Raw genomic sequence first — 18,603 nt, 5'->3', positions numbered from 1 at the left:
CAGCTCTTTTAATGATTTGGTAACATTCCCCGGTCAATGAGTCGCCCAGGGGCGCGGGCAGGTCCGCGTCACGGCCGTCAAGGGACGGTCCGATCGCCGAACGCCGCGCGCGCATTCCCCCTGAGGAGCCGCGGTGGTCTTCCCCCCGAACTGGCGCCGCCGCGGCGCCGCGTCCACGAGAAATCCGACCATGTCCCAGCACCTTCGTGCTCTCCGTCGTCATGCCCCGCGCGCCGGCGTCCTCGCCGCCGCGATCGGCCTGAGCCTGGCCTCCGCCGCCGCCTTCGCCCAAGACGCCGCGCCCGCCGCGCCGGCCGAAGGCGAAGCCAAGACCCTCGATGCGCTGATGGTGACCGCGCAGCGCAAGGTCGAACGCGCCAAGGACGTGCCGGTCGCCCTGACCACGGTCGACCGCGAAAAGCTGCACGTGCTCGGCTCCGGCGGCGGCGACATCCGCTTCCTGTCCGGCCGTCTGCCCAGTCTGAACATCGAATCCTCGTTCGGCCGCGCCTTCCCGCGCTTCTACATCCGCGGCCTGGGCAACACCGACTTCGATCTCAACGCCTCCCAGCCGGTCTCGCTGGTGTACGACGACATCGTCTTGGAGAACCCGCTGCTGAAGGGCTTCCCGGTGTTCGACCTGGAGAACGTCGAGCTGCTGCGCGGCCCGCAGGGCACCCTGTTCGGCCGCAACACCCCGGCTGGCGTGGTCAAGTTCGAATCGGCCAAGCCGACCCGCGAACTGGAAGGCTACGGCCAGATCTCCTACGGCACCTACGGCACCACCAACTTCGAAGGCGCGATCAGCGGCCCGCTCGGCGCCAACTGGTCCGGCCGCGCTTCGGGCATGTACCAGCGCCGCGGCGACTGGGTCGACAACACCAACCCGAACGCGCGCAGCAACCGCGAACTGGAAGGTTACGACGAGTCGGCGCTGCGCCTGCAGCTGCAGTACGACGGCAGCGACACCTTCGACGCGTTGTTCAACGTCCACGCGCGCCACCTCAAGGGCACCGCGCGGCTGTTCCGGGCGATGCTGTTCAAGCCGGGCAGCAACGACCTGGTCGACGGCTTCGACGTGGAAAAGGTCGGCATCGACGGGCGCAACTTCCAGAAGCTGGACACCTTCGGCGCCAGCGCGCGCCTGAGCTGGGACCTGTCCAACGACCTGACCCTGTACTCGATCACCGGCTACGAGTCGGCCGACTCGCTCAGCCGCGGCGACATCGACGGCGGCATCGGCGCCGAGTTCCTGCCCGGCGGCAGCACCCCGCGCGGCATCCCGTTCGCCGCCGAATCGGCCGACGGCCTGCCGGACCACCGCCAGTGGACCCAGGAGTTCCGCCTGGAATCGAACTACGCCGGTCCGTTCAACTGGCAGGCCGGCCTGTTCTACTTCGACGAAGACATCACCGTCGACAGCCTGAACTACGACACCCTCGGCGGCGGCGCGCAGGCCGGCCACGCGCAGCAGAAGCAGCGCAACAAGGCCTGGGCGGCGTTCGGCTCGGTCGAATACGCGGTCACCGAGCGCTTCAAGCTGCGCGGCGGCCTGCGCTATACCCAGGACGAGAAGGATTTCAGCGCCAGCGTGCTGCAGAGCGCGCCGTTCGGCGCGCCGGTGTCGGGCCCGTTCAAGGTGAGCACCGACGTCGACGACGTCAGCTGGGACATCAGCGGCGTGTTCCAGGCCACCGACGACATCAACCTGTACGCCCGCGTCGCCAAGGGCTTCCGCGCGCCCAGCATCCAGGGCCGCCTGCTGTTCCAGGTGCCGCCGAGCCCGTCGGTCGCCGACGCCGAGAAGGTGATCTCCTACGAAGCCGGCCTCAAGGCCGACCTGTGGGACAAGCGCGCCCGCCTCGGCGTGGCGCTGTTCCGCTACACCGTCGACAACCAGCAGCTCAACGCGGTCGGCGGCGCGCTCAACCAGACCATCCTGGTCAACGCCGACAAGACCCTGGGCCAGGGCTTCGAAGTCGACCTGGACGCCTATGTGACCGACAACCTGATGGTCACCTTCGGCGCCAGCTACAACGACACCGAAATCCAGGACGGCAACCTGTTCGTCGCCCCCTGCGGCGGCGGCTGCACCGTGACCGACCCGCTGGTGGTGCGCAACGGCCAGACCCTGGCGGCGATCGACGGCAACCCGCTGCCGCAGGCGCCGAAGTGGGTCTACAACCTGACCGCGCGCTACACCCTGCCGCTGGCCAACGGCAACGAGTTCTACGTCTACACCGACTGGGCCTACCGCAGCGAAGTGAACTTCTTCCTGTACGAGTCCAAGGAGTTCCGCGGCAAGTCGCTGACCGAAGGCGGCCTGCGCGTGGGCTACATGTGGGACGACGGCCGTTACGACCTGGCCCTGTACGGCCGCAACATCCTCGATGAGGTGCGCGCCGTCGGCGGCATCGACTTCAACAACCTGGTCGGTTTCGTCAACGACCCGCGCATCGTCGGCGTCGAGTTCAAGGCTTCGTTCTAAGCCGCAAACGCAAACGGCCCGCTTCGGCGGGCCGTTCGCTTTTTGGAGCCGGGAATGGGGAGTGGGGATTCGGGATTGGCCGAGCAAAAGCGGCATTCGATCCCGATCTTCCCGAATCCTGTTGTGCTTCCCCCCTTTGAAAAAGGGGGGCAGGGGGGATTTGCTTTTTGCCTTTCGCCCACACCGTGCCCGGACAGCGTCACCCCGACGCGCTATCGTGGGTCATCCCCACGGCCGCGAGCCCGCCATGACCACCGCCTACGACTTCTCCGCCAACGACATCGACGGCCAGACCCAGTCGCTGGACCGTTACCGCGACAAGGTGCTGCTGATCGTCAACGTCGCCTCCAAGTGCGGCTTCACCCCGCAGTACACCGGCCTGGAAAAGCTCCAGCGCGAGTACCACACCCGCGGCTTCGAGGTGCTGGGTTTCCCCTGCGACCAGTTCGGCCACCAGGAGCCCGGCGACGAGGCCGAGATCAAGAATTTCTGCTCGCTGACCTACGACGTGAGCTTCCCGATGTACGCCAAGATCGACGTCAACGGCGACGCAGCGCATCCGCTGTGGAAGTGGCTGAAGGACGAGAAGGGCGGCTTCCTCGGCATCGACGCGATCAAGTGGAACTTCACCAAGTTCCTGGTTGGCCGCGACGGCCGGGTGATCAAGCGCTACGCCCCGACCGACAAGCCCGAATCGATCGCCGCCGACATCGAGAAAGCGTTGGCCTGAGAATCAGGCGATCCAAGGCGAAAGCCGGAGCAAAAGCCGGAGCAAATCCCCCCTAGCCCCCCTTTTCCAAAGGGGGGAACAGGGGCTCCGATAGCTCTGTTGTAGGAGCGGCGCAAGTCGCGACCGCGAAACCGCACGCTGCGGCGCGAACGCTCCAAGGGCAGGAGCAAGTTCCCCCTTTCAAAGGGGGAAACGGCATTCTGAGGGGCAAGCGGTTCAAGCCGCCTGCGCTGCCTGCGCCGCCTGCGCGGCTGCGCCCGCAGCTTGCCTCGGCCCGGCCTTCAGCCCGAAGCACGGCCGCAGCCATGCCACCCGGCGGATGCCGGCATGCAGCAGCCAGCAACCGGCCACGGTGCCGGCGACCACGATCGCCGGCTCCAGCACCGGCCCGAACCGCAGCGGCAGGATCCAGTAGGCGATCAGCACGGTCAGGCTCTGGTGCAGCACGTACCAGGGATACACCGCCTCGTTGGCCCAGGGCAGCCAGGCGAACGGACGGTCCAGGCAGGCCCGCGCCCAGCCCAGGATCGCGACGATCGCGCACCACAGGTACAGGTTGCGCAGGGTCCAGACCGCGTACTGCAAGGCGTCGGGGATCTGTTCGGGCAGGACGATCACCAGGGCCAGATAGACCGCCAGCAAGGCCAGCGCCAGGGCCAGGCTGCGCCGGCGCAGCCGGGCCAGTTCGGCCCACAGGCCGGCGTCGTTGCCCAGCCAATAGCCGTAGGCGAACACGGTGAAATAGATCGCATGCCGGTACCAGTCGTGGATCAGGTCGCCGGTTTCCTCGAACAGCGGTTGCAGCAGGCAGGTCGCCAACGCCAGCGGCAGCGCCGGCAGGATCCACAGCGCCGGCCCGCGCAACGCCACCAGACGCGCGTGCAGGGCGCGCCCGGCGCGGTGGCGGAACAACGGCAGCAAGGCGGCGAACACCACCGTGTAGACCCACAGGTAGGCCAGGTACCACAGATGGTTCCAGGTGAAGCCGTACTGCCAGCCGTCGAAGGCGCCCTCCGGCCAGGGCTGGAAGCGGTAGTAGCGCAGCAGGAAGTCGACGAAGCCGGGTTCGACCAGGCCGTTGGCCACGCCCTGGGCATAGGGCTGGATCGGCACCACCACCAAGCAGCCGAAGCTCAGCGGCAGCAACAGGCGCCAGCTGCGCTGGGCGACGAAGCGGCCGAGCTGGCCGCCGCGCAGCAGGAAGTGCACCGACAGGCCCGAGATCAGGAAGATCAGGTCCATGCGCCAACGGTTCACCGCCAGCATCGGCAGCTGCAGCGCTTCGGACAGGTGGGTGCTCTTGAGGTGCCAGTCCCAGTCGGCGACGTAGAGCATCGCGCAGTGGTAGAGGATCAGCAGGGCGAAGGCGAGGGCGCGCAAGGCGTCGATGTCGTGGCGGCGGGGCATGGCGGTTTCGCGGCGGAAGGTCGGCGAATCCTTGTGCGGCAAGCACTTGCGCGACATCCCCAGGGGACCGGCGGCGGCCGCGCGGGGACGAATCGCGGGCCGCAGGGACGACCGGCGGGCGCCGCGAGCGCGGCTCGGGCGAGAATGCGCGGCATGAGTCCGCCTTCGTTCTCGTCCGCCGCCGTCGCCGACCCCGCCGTCGAGCGCGCGCCCACGCCACCCGGTTCATGGGAGCGCTACCAACCCTGGCGGCGCAGCGCCGAGGTCTCGGCCTGGGTGCTGTTGTTCGCGGTCAATGCGGTGGCCGGCAGCCTGACCGCGCTGATGGACATCCGCCGCGCCGGCCTCGACATCCCGAGCTGGGCGCCGCCGGTGTGGGAAGGCAGCAGTTGCCTGGTCGCGCTGGCGCTGGCGCCGGCCCTGGTCTGGTTCACCCGCCGGGTGCCCTGGGGCTTCGACCGCTGGCGCCGGGCGCTGGTCCTGCACCTGCTCGGCAGCCTGGCCTGGTCGGTGCTGCACGTCAGCGCGATGGTCGCGATCCGCAAGCTGGTCTACCTGAGCCTGGGCGAACGCTACGACTTCGGCTTCTGGCCGCTGGAGTACGGCTACGAATACCTCAAGGACGTGCGCAGCTACGCCTACATGGTGCTGGGGATCGAAGGCTACCGGCTGCTGCTGCGGCGCTGGCAGGGCGAGGCCAGCGTGCTGGCGCCGGCCGAAGGCGTGCCCGAGCCGGCCCAGCCCGAGCGCCCGGAGCGGTTCCTGGTGCGCAAGCTGGGCAAGGAATTCCTGATCGCCGCCAGCGAGGTCGAATGGCTGCAGGCGGCGTCGAACTACGTCAACCTGCACCTGCGCGGCCGCGACTATCCGCTGCGCACCACCATGGCCGCGCTGGAATCCCAGCTCGACCCGGCGCGCTTCGTGCGCGTGCACCGCAGCTACATGGTCAACCTGGACTGCGTCGGCGAGATCGAGCCGCTGGACAGCGGCGATGCGCGCATCACCATGAGCGACGGCACCCGCATCCCGTGCAGCCGGCGCTACCGCGGCGCGTTGCGCTCGGAACGGCGCGCGGCCTGAGCCGCGCTCAGCCGGCGTCGCCGGAGGCGGGCAGCCGCTTGCGCAGTTCGCGCGCCAGCGCTTCGATCTTCTGCGGCGAGTAGCCGCGCTGTTGGTGCACCAGGCGGCCCTGGGCGTCGATCAGGAACACCTGCGGCACCGCACGTACGCCGTAATGGCGCGCCACCGGGCCGGGGTCGTGGACGAAGTCGAAGTCCAGGCCAGGGTTGAGGCGGACGAAGGCGTCGAAATCGCGGCGCGGTTCGGCGTGGTTGATCGCCACCACCGCCAGCCGCTCGCGGCCGAAACCGCGGCGCAGCGCCGACAGCAGCGGCAGTTCGCTGCGGCATTGCCCGCACCAACTGGCCCAGAACACCACCAGCAGCGCGCGGCCGCGGTACTGGCCGACCTGCAGCGAACGGCCCTGGCGATCCAGGCCCAGCCATTCCGGCGGCGCCTGGCCGATGCGCAAGGCGGTGCGCGGCGCCGACGCATCGCTGGAAGGGGGCGCGCTCAGCGGCGCGCTGGCGAGTTGGGCGCCGGCGGCGCCGCACCAGGCCAGCAGCAGGCCGGCGAACAAGCCGCGCAGGACGGTCGCGATGGACGACGAGGCCGGCACCCGGCTCACTTCTCGACGAAGGCGCGCTCGAACACGTACTGGCCCGGCGTGCCGATCCGCGGCGCGGCGGCGAAGCCGCGGCGGTCGAGGATCTCGCGGAAGTCGGCCAGCATCTGCGGGCTGCCGCAGATCATCGCCCGGTCGTGCTCGGCGTCCAGCGCCGGCAGGCCGAGCTGGTCGGCCATCCGGCCGCTGTCCATCATCTCGGTCAGGCGGCCGCGCTGGTCGCGGCCGTCGAACACGAAGCCCTCGCGGCTGACCGCCGGGTAGTACTTCAGCTTGGCCGCGATCTGCTCGCCGAGGAACTCGTGGCGCGGCAGCTCGTTGACGATGTAGTCGCGGTAGGCCAGGTCCTGCTCGCTGCGTACGCCGTGGCACAGCACCACGTTCTCGAAGCGTTCGTAGGTTTCCGGGTCCTTGATCACCGACAGCCACGGCGCGAAGCCGGTGCCGGTGCCGAGCAGATACAGGTTGCGGCCGGGGTGCAGGTCGTGGATCAGCAGGGTGCCGGTCGGCTTGCGTCCGATCAGCACGCTGTCGCCGGGCTGGATCGACTTCAGGCGCGAGGTCAGCGGGCCGTTGGGCACCTTGATGCTGAAGAACTCCAGTTGTTCTTCCCAGTTCGCGCTGGCGATCGAATAGGCGCGCAGCAGCGGCTTGGTCGAGCCGTCCGCCTGTTCGACCTGCAGGCCGATCATCACGAACTGGCCGTTCTCGAAGCGGAAGCCGTCGTCGCGGGTAGTGGTGAAGCTGAAGTAGTCGTCGGTCCAGTGACGGACGTCCAGCACCGTCTCGGTGCCAAAAGCGGAGGACATGCCGGTGAGGTCGGGTGGAGCGGGGCGGCCATTGTAGCCGATGGATGAGAGCGGTTCTTATCTTTGAACCAGGAGTCGGCGCGGGCACGAGGTTGCGGGCAGGAGGCAGGAGACAACGAAGCCCAAGCCTGCTCCTCGCTGGCTCCTATCTGCTGTTCGCCATCTCCTTCTGCTGTTCGCCAGCTCCTGCCCAAGCCCACTCCTGGCCCCAAAAAGCCAGCCCTGTCAATGGGTTTCGTCTTCACGCCGGCATTGCCACAATCGTCCCGTTCCCCGCCCGGCGGGGCCAGACCGATGGGAAACGATGCAAGACAAGAACGCGCAGTCCGCACAGATCGCCAAGAAGATCGCCCTGCTCATCGCGGCCGAGATCAACGCCCAGCCCGCCCAGGCCCAGGCCGCGATCGGCCTGCTCGACGAAGGCGCCACCGTGCCCTTCATCGCCCGCTACCGCAAAGAGGTGACCGGCGGGCTCGACGACACCCAGTTGCGCGACCTGGAAAGCCGCCTGCGCTATCTGCGCGAGCTGGAAGACCGCCGCGCCGCGGTGCTGGAGAGCATCGCCGAGCAGGGCAAGCTGAGCGACGAGCTGCGCGCCGACATCGAGGCCGCCGACAGCAAGGCGCGCCTGGAAGACCTGTACCTGCCGTACAAGCCCAAGCGCCGGACCAAGGCCCAGATCGCCCGCGAGGCCGGGCTGGAACCGCTGGCCGACGCGTTGCTGGCCGATCCCATGCTCAAGCCCGACGAGTTCGCCGCCGGTTTCGTCAGCGAGGAGAAGCAGGTCGCCGACGTCAAGGCGGCGCTGGACGGCGCGCGCGCGATCCTGATGGAGCGTTGGGGCGAAGACGCCCGGCTGGTCGGCGAACTGCGCACCTGGCTGACCGAGGTCGGGGTGATCCGCGCCCGCGTCGCCGAGGGCAAGGAGAACGAAGGCGCCAAGTACCGCGACTACTTCGACCATGCCGAGTCGCTGGCCAAGATTCCCTCGCACCGGCTGCTGGCGCTGTTCCGCGCCCGCCGCGAGGAGATCCTGTTCCTCGACCTGGATCCGGGCAGCGATGCCGAAGCCGGGCACCAGCAGGGCGAGGGACGGGTCGCGTTCAACGCCGGCATCCGCGATCAGGGCCGACCGGCCGATCGCTGGCTGCTCGACTGCTGCCGCCTGACCTGGCGCGCCAAGCTGCACCTGCACCTGTTGCTGGACCTGTTCGGCCAGGCGCGCGAGAAGGCCGAGGCCGAGGCCATCGACGTGTTCGGCGACAACCTCAAGGACCTGCTGCTGGCCGCGCCGGCCGGCCCGCGCGCGACCCTGGGCCTGGACCCGGGCCTGCGCACCGGGGTCAAGGTCGCGGTGGTCGACGCCACCGGCAAGCTGGTCGCCACCGACACCATCTACCCGCACGAGCCGCGCCGGCAGTGGGACCAGTCGCTGCACGCACTGCGCGCGCTGTGCGCCAAGCATCAGGTCGAACTGATCGCGATCGGCAACGGCACCGCCTCGCGCGAGACCGACAAGCTCGCCGGCGACCTGATCAAGCTCGCGCCCGAACTCACGCTGAGCAAGGTCGTGGTCAGCGAGGCCGGCGCCTCGGTGTACTCGGCGTCCGAATTCGCGGCCAAAGAATTCCCGGGCCTCGACGTCAGCCTGCGCGGCGCGGTGTCGATCGCCCGGCGCCTGCAGGACCCGCTGGCCGAACTGGTCAAGATCGAGCCCAAGGCGATCGGCGTCGGCCAGTACCAGCACGACGTCGACCAGTACCGCCTGGCGCGCGCGCTGGACGCGCGGGTCGAGGATTGCGTGAACGCGGTCGGCGTGTACGTCAACACCGCCTCGGCGGCGCTGCTGGCACGGGTGTCCGGCCTGTCGTCGACGGTGGCCGAGAACATCGTCCGCCACCGCGACGAGAACGGCCCGTTCAAGTCGCGCAAGTCGCTGCTCAAGGTACCGCGCCTGGGCGAGAAGACCTTCGAACAATGCGCCGGATTCCTGCGCATCGTCGACGGCGAGGAGCCGCTGGACGCCTCGGCGGTGCACCCGGAGGCTTATCCGGTGGTCGAGCGCATCGTCAAGCAATGCGGCCGCGAGGTGAAGCAGTTGCTCGGCGATCCGCAGTTCGTGCGCAGCCTCAAGCCGGAGCAGTACACCGACGAGAAGTTCGGCGTGCCGACGGTGCGCGACATCCTCAAGGAAATGGAAAAGCCCGGCCGCGATCCGCGTCCGGAGTTCAAGGCGGCCAAGTTCGCCGACGGCGTGGAGGAGCTCAAGGACCTGCAGGTCGGGATGATCCTGGAAGGGGTGATCAGCAACGTCGCCGCGTTCGGCGCCTTCGTCGACATCGGCGTGCACCAGGACGGGCTGATCCACATCTCGGCGTTGTCGGACAAGTACGTCAAGGATCCGCGCGAGGTGGTCAAGGCCGGCGACGTGGTCAAGGTGCGGGTGCTGGAGGTCGACATCGCGCGCAAGCGCATCGCCCTGACTCGCCGCCTCGACGATCCGTTGCCGACGGCGCCGCGCGCGCCGGGCGAGCGCAGCGAGCGCCCGGACCGCAACGCCGGCCGCGGCCACGACCGCGGCGGCCGACGCGAGCCGCACGCGCGCGGCGGTTCGTTCTCGCCGCCGGGCAAGGCCGCCGCGGCGCCGCTGGGCGGTGCGCTGGCCGACGCTTTCGCGCGGGCCAAGCAGAAGAGCTGAGCGAGCGGGGGACGGAGGATTCCGTCCCCCGGCGGTTTTGTCTCATGCCCCTGTAGGGGCGGCGCCCACAGGGATTTCCTTCGGTCACAAGCCGCGACCACGGGACGCACAGAGAATCCAAGGCCGACGCCATCGATCGAAGCCCGAAACCATCGCCCCGATCTCGCCGCGCCTTTGTCCCGCGCCCCCTGTAGGAGCGGCGCGAGCCGCGACCGCCATCTCGCCCGTTCGCCGCGTCTTTGTCCTGGCCCCTGTAGGAGCGGCGCAAGCCGCGACCGCGCTGCTGCGGCATCGCGATGTCTGTGTTCGAAGGCTTCTAAAGCCGCGACTGCCGTCCGTGCCTCTCGCCACGCCTTTGTCCTGCGCCCCCTGTAGGAGCGGCGTAAGCCGCGACCGCGTTCTTACGGTCTCGCGCCGTCTGTTGTTCGAAGGCTTCGAAAGCTCCAAAGCTCTAAAGCTCTAAAGCTCTAAAGCAAAGCTTCCGTCCGCAAGCGGCCGGGTCACTTTCTTTGTCCAAGGCGACAAAGAAAGTAACCAAAGAAAACGCCATGGCTGTTTCGAATCAAAAGCCACTATGGGACGAGGTTTGCGCGGGGCTGCTCCGCACAGGCCATCCCTGGCCTGGCTGCGCACGGCCCGCATCCCTGCGGGCCGCCCTTCGGGGCTTCAGGGCGTTCTCGCGAGTTCGGTCCCGCGCCAAGCTCTTCACGGCAACGGCAACGGCAACGGCAACGGCAACGTAGCGGTGCTTTCGCGCTGCCTCGCGCTTACTTGGCCGCCGGCGGATCCAGCCGCAGCAGCTTGCCGTCGCTTTCGTCGGTCAGCACGAACACTTTGCCGTCGGCCGAGACGCGCACGTCGCGGATGCGCCAGTCCAACTCTTTCAGCAGCCGTTCTTCGGCGACGATCTTGTCGCCGTCCAGGCTCAGCCGGATCAGGCTGCCGTCGGCCAGCGCGCCCAGGAACAGGCTGTCGTTCCACGGCGACTGCGGTTGGTTGACGTAGAAGGCCATGCCCGACAAGGCCGGCGATTTTTCCCAGACGTGGTAGGGCGATTCCATGCCCGGTTTTTCCTTGCCTTCGGCCTCGGAAATCTTCAATCCGCTGTAGTCGATGCCGTGGGTGACGATCGGCCAGCCGTAATTCTTGCCGGCCTGCGGCCGATTGATTTCGTCGCCGCCGCGCGGGCCGTGTTCGGCCTCCCACAGGGCGCCGGTGCGCGGATCGAGCGCCAGCGACTGCATGTTGCGGTGGCCGTAGCTCCAGATCTCCGGGCGCGCGCCGTCGCGGCCGACGAAGGGGTTGTCGGCGGGCACGCTGCCGTCGGCGTTGAGCCGCACCAGCTTGCCCTGCAGCTTGTCCAGCTCCTGCGCAGCCATGCGCTGCTGGCGCTCGCCCTGGCTGACGAAAAGATGGCCCTGGCGGTCGAAGGCCAGACGCGAGCCGAAGTGGTTCGGTCCCTCCAGTTTGGGCTGCTGGCGGTAGATCGTCTTGACCTCGCTCAGCGCGGCCTCGCCGAGCGTGGCCGAGGCCACCGCGGTGCCGGCGCTGCCGTCCGGGCCGGGTTCGGCGTAGCTGAGGTAGATGCGTCGGCTGGAGGCGAAGTCCGGCGCCAGGATCACGTCGAGCAGGCCGCCCTGGCCCTGCGCCCACACCGCCGGTACGCCGCCGATCGGCGCGGAGATCGCGCCGTCGGCACCGACCCGGCGCAGGCGGCCGGCGCGCTCGGTGACCAGGAAGCCGCCGTCGGGCAGCAGCGCTACCGCCCAGGGGTGCTCCAGGCCGGTCGCGACCTCGACCACCTGCACCGGCCCGCGTTCGCTGTCGACGCGGTGCGCGGCCTGCTGCTTCGGCGCCGGCTGCGCGGTCGCCGCGACCGCGTCCTGGCCGCGCTGGCAGGCGGCCAGGGCAGCGATCAGGCTCAGGGCGAGGGCGGCGCGGCGGAACATCGGTGCGGGTCGGACGGCGGTCATGCGGGGCTCCCGGTTTTCATCGGATCGTAGGTTCCAGCGAAGGGGCATCCTTGCCGTCGAGCGGGGCGTCCGCGCTGCGAGGCTCAGCGATAGCCGGCCGCCTGCAGTTCGAACAGTTCGGCGTAACGTCCGCCTTGGGCGAGCAATTCGGCGTGGGTGCCGCTGGCCTCCAGGCGGCCTTCGGCCAGCACCAGGATCCGGTCGGCCATGCGCACGCTGGAGAAGCGGTGCGAGATCAGTACCGCGGTGCGTTGCGCCGACAGCTCCTTGAAGCGTTGGAATACCTCGAATTCGGCGCGCGCGTCCAGTGCCGCGGTCGGCTCGTCCAGGATCATGACCTGGGCGTCGCGCATGTAGGCGCGGGCGATCGCGATCTTCTGCCATTGCCCGCCGGACAGGTCGACTCCGGTCTTGAAGCGGCGTCCGATCAGCTGGTCGTAGCCGCGCGGCAGCGATTCGATCACCTCGTCGGCCAGGGCGCGCCGCGCCGCATCGCGGATCCGGCCCTGATCGTGCATGGCGTCGATCTGGCCGACGCCGATGTTCTCGCCGGCGGTCAGGTGGTAGCGGACGAAATCCTGGAACACCACGCCGACGTTGGCGCGCAGTTCGTCCAGGTCGTATTCGCGCAGGTCGCGGCCGTCGAGCAGGATGCGGCCTTCGTCGGGGTCGTACAGCCGCGCCAGCAGCTTGACCAGGGTGGTCTTGCCGGCGCCGTTCTCGCCGACCAGGGCCAGCACCTCGCCGGCGCGCAGTTCGAAGTCCAGCCCGCGCAGCGCCCAGCGTTCGGCGTCGGGATAGCGGAAGCCGACGTTCTCGAACGCGAAGCCTCGCTGGATCGGCCGCGGCACCGGCCGCGGCAGCGGCGGCGAGACGATCTCGGGACGGATCCGGAAGAACGAAAACAGATCGTCCAGGTACAGGGCCTGGCCGGCGACCTGGGAGAAACCGACCAGCAGGCCTTCGAGCAACTGGCGCAGGCGCAGGAAGCTGCCGGCGAGGAAGGTCAGGTCGCCGATGCTGAAGTCGCCGCGCACCGTGCGCCAGGCGATGTAGCCGTAAGCGACGTAGTAGCCCAGCGTGCCCAGCGCGGCCAGCAACGTGCCCCAGAACGCGCGCCGGCGGGCCAGGGCGCGGCTGGCGCGGTAGAACTTTTCCGCCAGCTCGCGATAGCGCGCGATCAGGAACCGGTGCAGGTTGAAGATCTTCACTTCCTTCGCCGTCTCGACGCTGGCGCCCATCTGGCGCACGTATTCGAGCTGGCGCCGCTCCGGGGTCCAGGCGTAGTTGAGCGAATAGCTCAGCGCGTTGAAATGCGCCTCGCCGACGAACGCCGGCACCAGGGCCACGGCGAGCAGGGCGATCAGCCACGGCGCATAGACCAGCAGGCCGAACGCGAAGGCGACCACGGTGATGCTGTCCTGCACCTGGCCGAACAGCTGGCTCATCAGGTTCATCCGGCCCATGGTCTGGCGGCGGGCGCGGTCGAGCTTGTCCTGCAGGTCCGGGTCTTCGAAATCCTCCAGGTCCAGGGTCGCGGCGTGCTCCATCAGGCGCACGCTGGTGGCGTTGGTGAACAGCTCCGACAGCAACGCATCGCCGTAGCTGACCAGACGGCCGAGCAGGTCGGAGCCGACCGCCAGGGCAAACTCCAGCGCCAGCAGGGCGAACAGGGTGTCGAGCTGGCCGCTGCGCCAGGCCGCGGCCAACGAGTCCACGTCCGGGCCGGTCGCGACCAGCCGCACCGCCTCGTCGATGATCAGCTTGCCGACATAGAGGGTGGCGACCGGCAACAGCGCGCGGACCAGGCGCAGGCCCAAGGTCATCAGGGTCAGGCCCGGACTGGTGCTCCAGATCTGGCGCAGGAACGGCGGCAGGTTGCGCAAGGCGTCGAAGCGTTCGCGCAGGCTGGGTTTGCCGTCGCCTGGCCGGCGCATTGCGCCGTTCTCGCTGGAATGGGTCATGCGCCGATTGTGCCGGGAACGCATGCGCGCTGCGTATACGGGGCGATCCGTCCGCAGCGGCGGCATTGGCGGAAACGCCGGCGCGGCCGTAATGTGGCGCCGACCGCGTCGCTGCGACGCGGAACAGGGGGCTGCATGGGCAAGGGATGCCGATACGCGACGGCGGTCGCAAGCCGCTCGACGGCGATGCGCGCAACGGCGGCCGTTCTGGCCGCGACGGTCGCAGGACCGGCGGCGGCCAGCGACTACGCCGGGCTCGCCTATCCTCTGCTGATCGCCAGCGTTCTGGTCGTGCTGTTCGCTGCGGTGACCTGCATCGTCCTGTTCCGTGCGATCGCCCGCCCGGCGGCTAGCGCGCTGGTGCCGGCGACGATCTTCGGCCCCTTGTTGGCGCTGCCGGTGGTGGCGGTGGTCGAACAGGCCCAGTCCTGGCTGGGTTGGGCCGGCATTTCTGCCGCGATCGCCGTGCCGGTTTGGGGCCTGACCTGGTTTTTCCTGGCCAAGATCCGCCCGCGCTTCCGCGAAATCGAGCGCGAAGCGCGCGAGTGGAAGCCGGCTGTCGGCGTCAAGAGCGCGCCGGGCGCCGCCGAAGACGGACCCGATCGTTCCGACGCGGGGCCCGAACGCGACACCTGAGCGCCGCTGCGGGAATCGTGTTGCAGTGCGGCTACCTTCCGCGATGCCCGCAGAGTAAGTTGGGCGCCCCGGCCAGGGACGGCAGCGTCGAGCTTGCCCCGATCCGGCACCGGACAAGGAGAGTTCGCATGACGGGCGCCTCGCGTGCCATGCCGCCGCATCGCTTCGATCCGGAACGATCGCGTATCCAACGATCGCGTATCCGTCGTTCTACCGTTTCCGGTCCGGCGTCGGCGGACGTCGCCGCATCGCGCTCGCATCCGGGTGCGTTTCCCGCTCCCGCCGCACGCGCGCAGCCCGCGCGCGGCGTCCGCTCGCGTCCGGCCCGGCCGGACAGGCTGCGCAAGGCCCGCTTCAAAACTGAAAGATTCAAGACCGAAAGATCCATCACCGAAAGATCCACCATCCGAAAAGGAGAGTTCGAATGAAGATCAAGCTGTTCGCCGTGGCCGTGGCCGCGTTCGGTTTCGCCTTCGGCGCCACCGCGTCCTCGCGCGACATCATCGTCTGCTCGGGCGGCGTGTATTGCGACCAGGAAGTCCGTCAGCCCTGCCTGGACGGCGGCGGCAGCCCGTCGATGTGCGATGTGTTCTGGCGCTCCTGCGTGCTCGACGCCTGCCCGCAGTAAGCCGCACCGCGGCCCGCTGCCACGAGGCGGCGGGCCGTTGCGCCGCGGCTCACAGGGCCGCGCCGAGTCGGTAGATCGGCAGATACAGCGCGACCAGCGTCGCCGCCAGCCCGGCGAGCCCGGCGCCGATGCCGAACAGGCAGGCCGCCAGATCGCGCCGCCGCGCCGGGCTCAGGCCCCAGACCGCGACGGTCGACAGCGGCAGCAGGCACAGGGCCCAGGGGTAGTCCAGCAGCAGCCGGGTCGGCCAGGGCAGATCGGCGCCGAAGGCGGCGTAGACCGGGGCGAACTGCGGCACGGCGAACACCGGCGCTAAACCGCACAGCAGGCTGACCAGCACGCCCAGGGACGGCAATACGGGATTGAACGGCGTTGCGGGCGGCGCGGAGGACGCAGTCATGGGCGATCGGCCGGGGCGGGTGGGGGCCTTGGCCGAACCGGGCCGCTGCCTGGGGCGGCGGGCCCGGACCGGCCGGGACAGGTAGAATAATCGCCCCACCGCCAGCCTTACGCCCGCCGTGACCGCTTCTTCGTCTTCCGCCGCTCCCGCCGTGTCGGGCCCGGTCGTCGTCCGCCAGGACGACCTGATCCAGTCCGTCGCCGACGCCCTGCAGTACATCAGCTACTACCACCCGGTCGACTACATCAAGAACCTCGCCGCCGCCTACGAGCGCGAGGAATCGCCTGCGGCCAAGGACGCGATCGCGCAGATTCTGATCAATTCGCGCATGTGCGCCGAAGGCCACCGGCCGATCTGCCAGGACACCGGCATCGTCACCGTGTTCCTGGGGATCGGCATGGACGTGCGCTGGAGCGGTGCCGATGGAGGCAGCGCCACCATGGGCGTGGAGGACATGGTCAACGAAGGCGTGCGCCGCGCCTACAACCACCCCGACAACAAGCTGCGCGCCAGCGTGCTGGCCGATCCGGCCGGCAAGCGCGCCAACACGAAAGACAACACGCCCGCGGTGGTCAACGTCAAGGTCGTGCCGGGCAATACGGTGGACGTGATCGTCGCCGCCAAGGGCGGCGGCTCGGAGGCCAAGTCCAAGTTCGCCATGCTCAACCCGTCCGACTCGATCGTCGACTGGGTGCTCAAGACCGTGCCGACCATGGGCGCGGGCTGGTGCCCGCCGGGCATGCTCGGCATCGGCATCGGCGGCACCGCCGAGAAGGCGATGCTGCTGGCCAAGGAATCGCTTATGGAGCCGATCGACATCACTGACCTGCAAGCGCGCGGCGCCAGCAATCGCGCCGAAGAACTGCGCCTGGAGCTGTACGAGAAGGTCAACGCGCTCGGCATCGGCGCGCAGGGCCTGGGCGGCCTGACCACGGTGCTCGACATCAAGGTCAAGGACTATCCGACCCACGCCGCCAACCTGCCGGTGGCGATGATCCCGAACTGCGCCGCCACCCGCCACGCGCATTTCACCCTCGACGGCAGCGGCCCGGTCATGCTCGACCCGCCGTCGCTGGAAGATTGGCCGAAGCTGACCTACGACTCGTCCAAGGGCCGTCGCGTCGATCTCGACACCGTCACCGCCGAGGATGTCGCGAGCTGGAAGCCCGGCGAAGTGCTGTTGCTCAACGGCAAGCTGCTGACCGGCCGCGATGCCGCGCACAAGCGCATCGTCGATATGCTCAACAAGGGCGAGCCGCTGCCGGTCGACTTCAAGGGCCGCTTCATCTACTACGTCGGCCCGGTCGATCCGGTGCGCGACGAAGTCGTCGGCCCGGCCGGCCCGACCACCGCCACGCGCATGGACAAGTTCACCGAACAGGTGCTGGCGCAGACCGGCCTGCTCGGCATGGTCGGCAAGGCCGAGCGCGGCCCGACCGCGATCGAGGCGATCCAGAAGCACAAGTCGGTCTATCTGATGGCGGTCGGCGGCGCGGCTTACCTGGTGTCGAAGGCGATCAAGGCCTCGCGCGTGGTCGGCTTCGCCGACCTCGGCATGGAGGCGATCTACGAATTCACCGTGCAGGACATGCCGGTGACGGTCGCGGTCGACAGCGCCGGCGAGTCGGTGCACAAGACCGGCCCGAAGGAATGGCAGGCGCGGATTTCGGGCGGAAGGCTCGGCAAGATCCCGGTGGTGGTCGAATAGGCCTGACCGGCCGCCGTACCTGCTTGCGAAAACGCCCGGCCTCGCGCCGGGCGTTTCGTTATCGGCGCCGCCGCCCGCCCCTGTAGGAGCGGCGTGAGCCGCGACGACCGAAGCGGTGGAATACCACGGTTCGACCCGAAACCCTGCAGCGAGGCGAAGCATGCATCCGGATGCCCGGCTTCGTGGGCAGCGCTTGCGTACACCGCTTCGGCGGTCGCGGCTCACGCCGCTCCTACAAAAATCGGCTGCTCAGTACCACTCCAGCAAGGAGATGCCCAGGCCGACGTAGGTCGCGCGATGGTTGTAGTCGATCAGGCTCTCGCCGTAACCGTCGAAGATCTGCAGGTGGCCGCGTAGCTGGTTGTGGATCGGGAATCCCCAGTCGAACTGCAGCGCGCCGTGCGAGCGGTCGCCGCCGCGCAGCGAATGCCGGGCCATCAGCGAGAACTCATGGCCGCCGCGGGTATGGACGATGGTGAGATCGCCGCGGCCGATGTAATCCTCGATGTCCGGATTGTCGTCGTCGTTGCCGTCCGACAGGCGCCACCACGGCCGCGCGATCACCGCCCAGTTCTCGCGGTCCCAGCCGACCTGGCCGATCACCCGGTTCCAGCTGCGCGAGAACGGGTCGGCGCGGCCGTTGGACTGGTGGTTGATGCCGATCCCGGCCATGCGCCCGTTCCAGCCGCCGATGCGGTAGTTGTTGCGGAACACCAGCATCACTTCCGGTTCGTAATTGGTCTCGCGGAACGGGCGCGAGTCCTCGCCGTTGTAGACCTGCCAGCGCGAGGATTGGGTATAGCCCATCCAGATATCGCCGTTGTCGCCGAACAGGTTCTCCACCGCCTTGGTCTTGAAGCTGACCTGGAACTTGGCCTCGACGTCCTTCAGCGATTGCGGATCGGTCACCGTGTTGCGCGGGTTCGGCGAATGCGGCAGCACGTTGGGCTTGCTGCTCCAGAACGCCGGCAGCAGGTACACCGGCTTGTAGGCGCGGAAGTTGAACACGCCCAGCTTGGAGTCCTTGGCCAGTTCCCAGCGGCTGTCGAGCAGGCCGCCCTTGCCGGCGTTGGCGATCGCGCTGTCCAGCGCCTCCTCTTCGTGACTGAAAAGGTCGCTGCTGCCGGCCTTGCGCCGGGCCGGTTCGGCCAGGCCCGGCGAGGGCGCGGCTTCGATCTGGTCGCCCAGCTCCAGGTTGCGCTGGATCGCCTTGGCTTCCTTGGCGGCGATATCGGCCGCGCGTACGCCATCGGCGCCGCGGCCCAGGGCGGTGTCGTAGCAGGCCAGCCGGTCGGCGCCGTTGGCGATCGCCACGCAAGCTTCGGGCGTGGCCGGCTGCGGCTTGATTTCCTGCGCGCCGGCCGCGGCGGGCAGGACGGTCAGCAGCAGGCAGGGCAGCAGGCGGGTTCGGGGCAAGGCAGGGGTCATGGCGATAAGGGTCTACGGACGGCAAACCGCTGCAGTCTTGCATCGGCGTG

15 protein-coding genes are annotated in these 18,603 nt (G+C 68.9%); 8 read left to right on the top strand and 7 right to left on the bottom strand.

Annotation, left to right across the window (positions count from 1 at the left end):
- Nucleotides 1-190: 190 nt before the first annotated feature.
- Nucleotides 191-2,488 (top strand): TonB-dependent receptor, encoded by a 2,298-nt coding sequence (locus K4L06_RS19980; protein WP_221673047.1) that lies wholly within the window; start codon nt 191-193, stop codon nt 2,486-2,488.
- 247 nt (nt 2,489-2,735) lie between these two features.
- The gene (locus tag K4L06_RS19975) at nt 2,736-3,218 is read left to right on the top strand and encodes a glutathione peroxidase (protein WP_221673046.1); all 483 of its coding nucleotides are present in this window, start codon (nt 2,736-2,738) and stop codon (nt 3,216-3,218) included.
- Between the two features lie 216 nt (nt 3,219-3,434).
- On the opposite strand, the gene K4L06_RS19970 is transcribed toward K4L06_RS19975, so the two are convergent.
- The gene (locus K4L06_RS19970; protein ID WP_221673045.1) at nt 3,435-4,625 is read right to left on the bottom strand and encodes an acyltransferase family protein; all 1,191 of its coding nucleotides are present in this window, start codon (nt 4,623-4,625) and stop codon (nt 3,435-3,437) included.
- 153 nt (nt 4,626-4,778) lie between these two features.
- Here K4L06_RS19970 and K4L06_RS19965 point away from each other — a divergent pair, with 153 nt between their 5' ends.
- Nucleotides 4,779-5,705 (top strand): LytTR family DNA-binding domain-containing protein, encoded by a 927-nt coding sequence (locus tag K4L06_RS19965; RefSeq protein WP_221673044.1) that lies wholly within the window; start codon nt 4,779-4,781, stop codon nt 5,703-5,705.
- Between the two features lie 7 nt (nt 5,706-5,712).
- On the opposite strand, the gene K4L06_RS19960 is transcribed toward K4L06_RS19965, so the two are convergent.
- Both K4L06_RS19960 and K4L06_RS19955 read right to left on the bottom strand, forming a co-directional pair.
- Nucleotides 5,713-6,312, bottom strand: coding sequence for a TlpA disulfide reductase family protein (locus K4L06_RS19960; protein ID WP_221673043.1), 600 nt, complete (start codon nt 6,310-6,312; stop codon nt 5,713-5,715).
- Nucleotides 6,309-7,118: a ferredoxin--NADP reductase gene (locus K4L06_RS19955; RefSeq protein ID WP_221673042.1), complete on the bottom strand. Its 810-nt coding sequence runs from the start codon at nt 7,116-7,118 to the stop codon at nt 6,309-6,311. Before K4L06_RS19955 ends, K4L06_RS19960 begins: the two co-directional genes overlap by 4 nt.
- 304 nt (nt 7,119-7,422) lie before the next feature.
- Between K4L06_RS19955 and K4L06_RS19950 the strand changes: the two genes are divergently transcribed.
- A complete protein-coding gene (locus K4L06_RS19950) occupies nt 7,423-9,816 on the top strand; it encodes a Tex family protein (protein ID WP_221673041.1) in 2,394 nt (797 codons plus the stop codon).
- Nucleotides 9,817-10,583: 767 nt separating this feature from the next.
- On the opposite strand, the gene K4L06_RS19945 is transcribed toward K4L06_RS19950, so the two are convergent.
- Nucleotides 10,584-11,789, bottom strand: a complete 1,206-nt coding sequence (locus K4L06_RS19945; RefSeq protein ID WP_255595348.1) for a PQQ-dependent sugar dehydrogenase — start codon at nt 11,787-11,789, stop codon at nt 10,584-10,586.
- Nucleotides 11,790-11,872: 83 nt separating this feature from the next.
- Nucleotides 11,873-13,753 (bottom strand): ABC transporter ATP-binding protein, encoded by a 1,881-nt coding sequence (locus K4L06_RS19940; RefSeq protein ID WP_221673040.1) that lies wholly within the window; start codon nt 13,751-13,753, stop codon nt 11,873-11,875.
- A 186-nt stretch (nt 13,754-13,939) separates the two neighbouring features.
- Here K4L06_RS19940 and K4L06_RS19935 point away from each other — a divergent pair, with 186 nt between their 5' ends.
- The 3 genes from K4L06_RS19935 to K4L06_RS19925 all read left to right on the top strand — a co-directional run bounded on the left by K4L06_RS19935 (nt 13,940) and on the right by K4L06_RS19925 (nt 15,017).
- Complete coding sequence (locus K4L06_RS19935) at nt 13,940-14,389, top strand: hypothetical protein (RefSeq protein ID WP_221673039.1); 450 nt, start codon at nt 13,940-13,942, stop codon at nt 14,387-14,389.
- A gap of 128 nt (nt 14,390-14,517) precedes the next feature.
- Nucleotides 14,518-14,817, top strand: coding sequence for a hypothetical protein (locus tag K4L06_RS19930; RefSeq protein ID WP_221673038.1), 300 nt, complete (start codon nt 14,518-14,520; stop codon nt 14,815-14,817).
- Nucleotides 14,814-15,017: a hypothetical protein gene (locus tag K4L06_RS19925; RefSeq protein ID WP_221673037.1), complete on the top strand. Its 204-nt coding sequence runs from the start codon at nt 14,814-14,816 to the stop codon at nt 15,015-15,017. Before K4L06_RS19930 ends, K4L06_RS19925 begins: the two co-directional genes overlap by 4 nt.
- Nucleotides 15,018-15,066: 49 nt before the next feature.
- Here the strand turns inward: K4L06_RS19925 and K4L06_RS19920 are convergent, their stop codons facing one another.
- A complete protein-coding gene (locus K4L06_RS19920; RefSeq protein WP_221673036.1) occupies nt 15,067-15,417 on the bottom strand; it encodes a hypothetical protein in 351 nt (116 codons plus the stop codon).
- 151 nt (nt 15,418-15,568) lie between these two features.
- Between K4L06_RS19920 and K4L06_RS19915 the strand changes: the two genes are divergently transcribed.
- The gene (locus K4L06_RS19915) at nt 15,569-17,125 is read left to right on the top strand and encodes a fumarate hydratase (protein ID WP_221673035.1); all 1,557 of its coding nucleotides are present in this window, start codon (nt 15,569-15,571) and stop codon (nt 17,123-17,125) included.
- 249 nt (nt 17,126-17,374) lie between these two features.
- Here K4L06_RS19915 and K4L06_RS19910 read toward each other — a convergent pair whose 3' ends face one another.
- Nucleotides 17,375-18,553, bottom strand: coding sequence for a phospholipase A (locus K4L06_RS19910; RefSeq protein WP_221673034.1), 1,179 nt, complete (start codon nt 18,551-18,553; stop codon nt 17,375-17,377).
- Nucleotides 18,554-18,603: the final 50 nt, after the last annotated feature.

Source organism: Lysobacter sp. BMK333-48F3 (assembly GCF_019733395.1).
In the GTDB taxonomy this organism is placed as follows: Bacteria; Pseudomonadota; Gammaproteobacteria; order Xanthomonadales; family Xanthomonadaceae; genus Lysobacter.
Note: the sequence above shows the minus strand (reverse complement) of the source record. Positions and strands in the feature narration are given on the sequence as shown.

Bases quoted from the DNA above. Each gene is read 5' to 3' on its own strand.
- K4L06_RS19920 (WP_221673036.1), bottom strand. From the start codon at position 15,417: ATGACTGCGTCCTCCGCGCCGCCCGCAACGCCGTTCAATCCCGTATTG.
- K4L06_RS19970 (WP_221673045.1), bottom strand. From the start codon at position 4,625: ATGCCCCGCCGCCACGACATCGACGCCTTGCGCGCCCTCGCCTTCGCC.
- K4L06_RS19940 (WP_221673040.1), bottom strand. From the start codon at position 13,753: ATGACCCATTCCAGCGAGAACGGCGCAATGCGCCGGCCAGGCGACGGC.
- K4L06_RS19975 (WP_221673046.1), top strand. From the start codon at position 2,736: ATGACCACCGCCTACGACTTCTCCGCCAACGACATCGACGGCCAGACC.
- K4L06_RS19955 (WP_221673042.1), bottom strand. From the start codon at position 7,118: ATGTCCTCCGCTTTTGGCACCGAGACGGTGCTGGACGTCCGTCACTGG.
- K4L06_RS19950 (WP_221673041.1), top strand. From the start codon at position 7,423: ATGCAAGACAAGAACGCGCAGTCCGCACAGATCGCCAAGAAGATCGCC.
- K4L06_RS19945 (WP_255595348.1), bottom strand. From the start codon at position 11,789: ATGACCGCCGTCCGACCCGCACCGATGTTCCGCCGCGCCGCCCTCGCC.
- K4L06_RS19965 (WP_221673044.1), top strand. From the start codon at position 4,779: ATGAGTCCGCCTTCGTTCTCGTCCGCCGCCGTCGCCGACCCCGCCGTC.
- K4L06_RS19935 (WP_221673039.1), top strand. From the start codon at position 13,940: ATGCGCGCAACGGCGGCCGTTCTGGCCGCGACGGTCGCAGGACCGGCG.
- K4L06_RS19910 (WP_221673034.1), bottom strand. From the start codon at position 18,553: ATGACCCCTGCCTTGCCCCGAACCCGCCTGCTGCCCTGCCTGCTGCTG.
- K4L06_RS19980 (WP_221673047.1), top strand. From the start codon at position 191: ATGTCCCAGCACCTTCGTGCTCTCCGTCGTCATGCCCCGCGCGCCGGC.
- K4L06_RS19930 (WP_221673038.1), top strand. From the start codon at position 14,518: ATGACGGGCGCCTCGCGTGCCATGCCGCCGCATCGCTTCGATCCGGAA.
- K4L06_RS19925 (WP_221673037.1), top strand. From the start codon at position 14,814: ATGAAGATCAAGCTGTTCGCCGTGGCCGTGGCCGCGTTCGGTTTCGCC.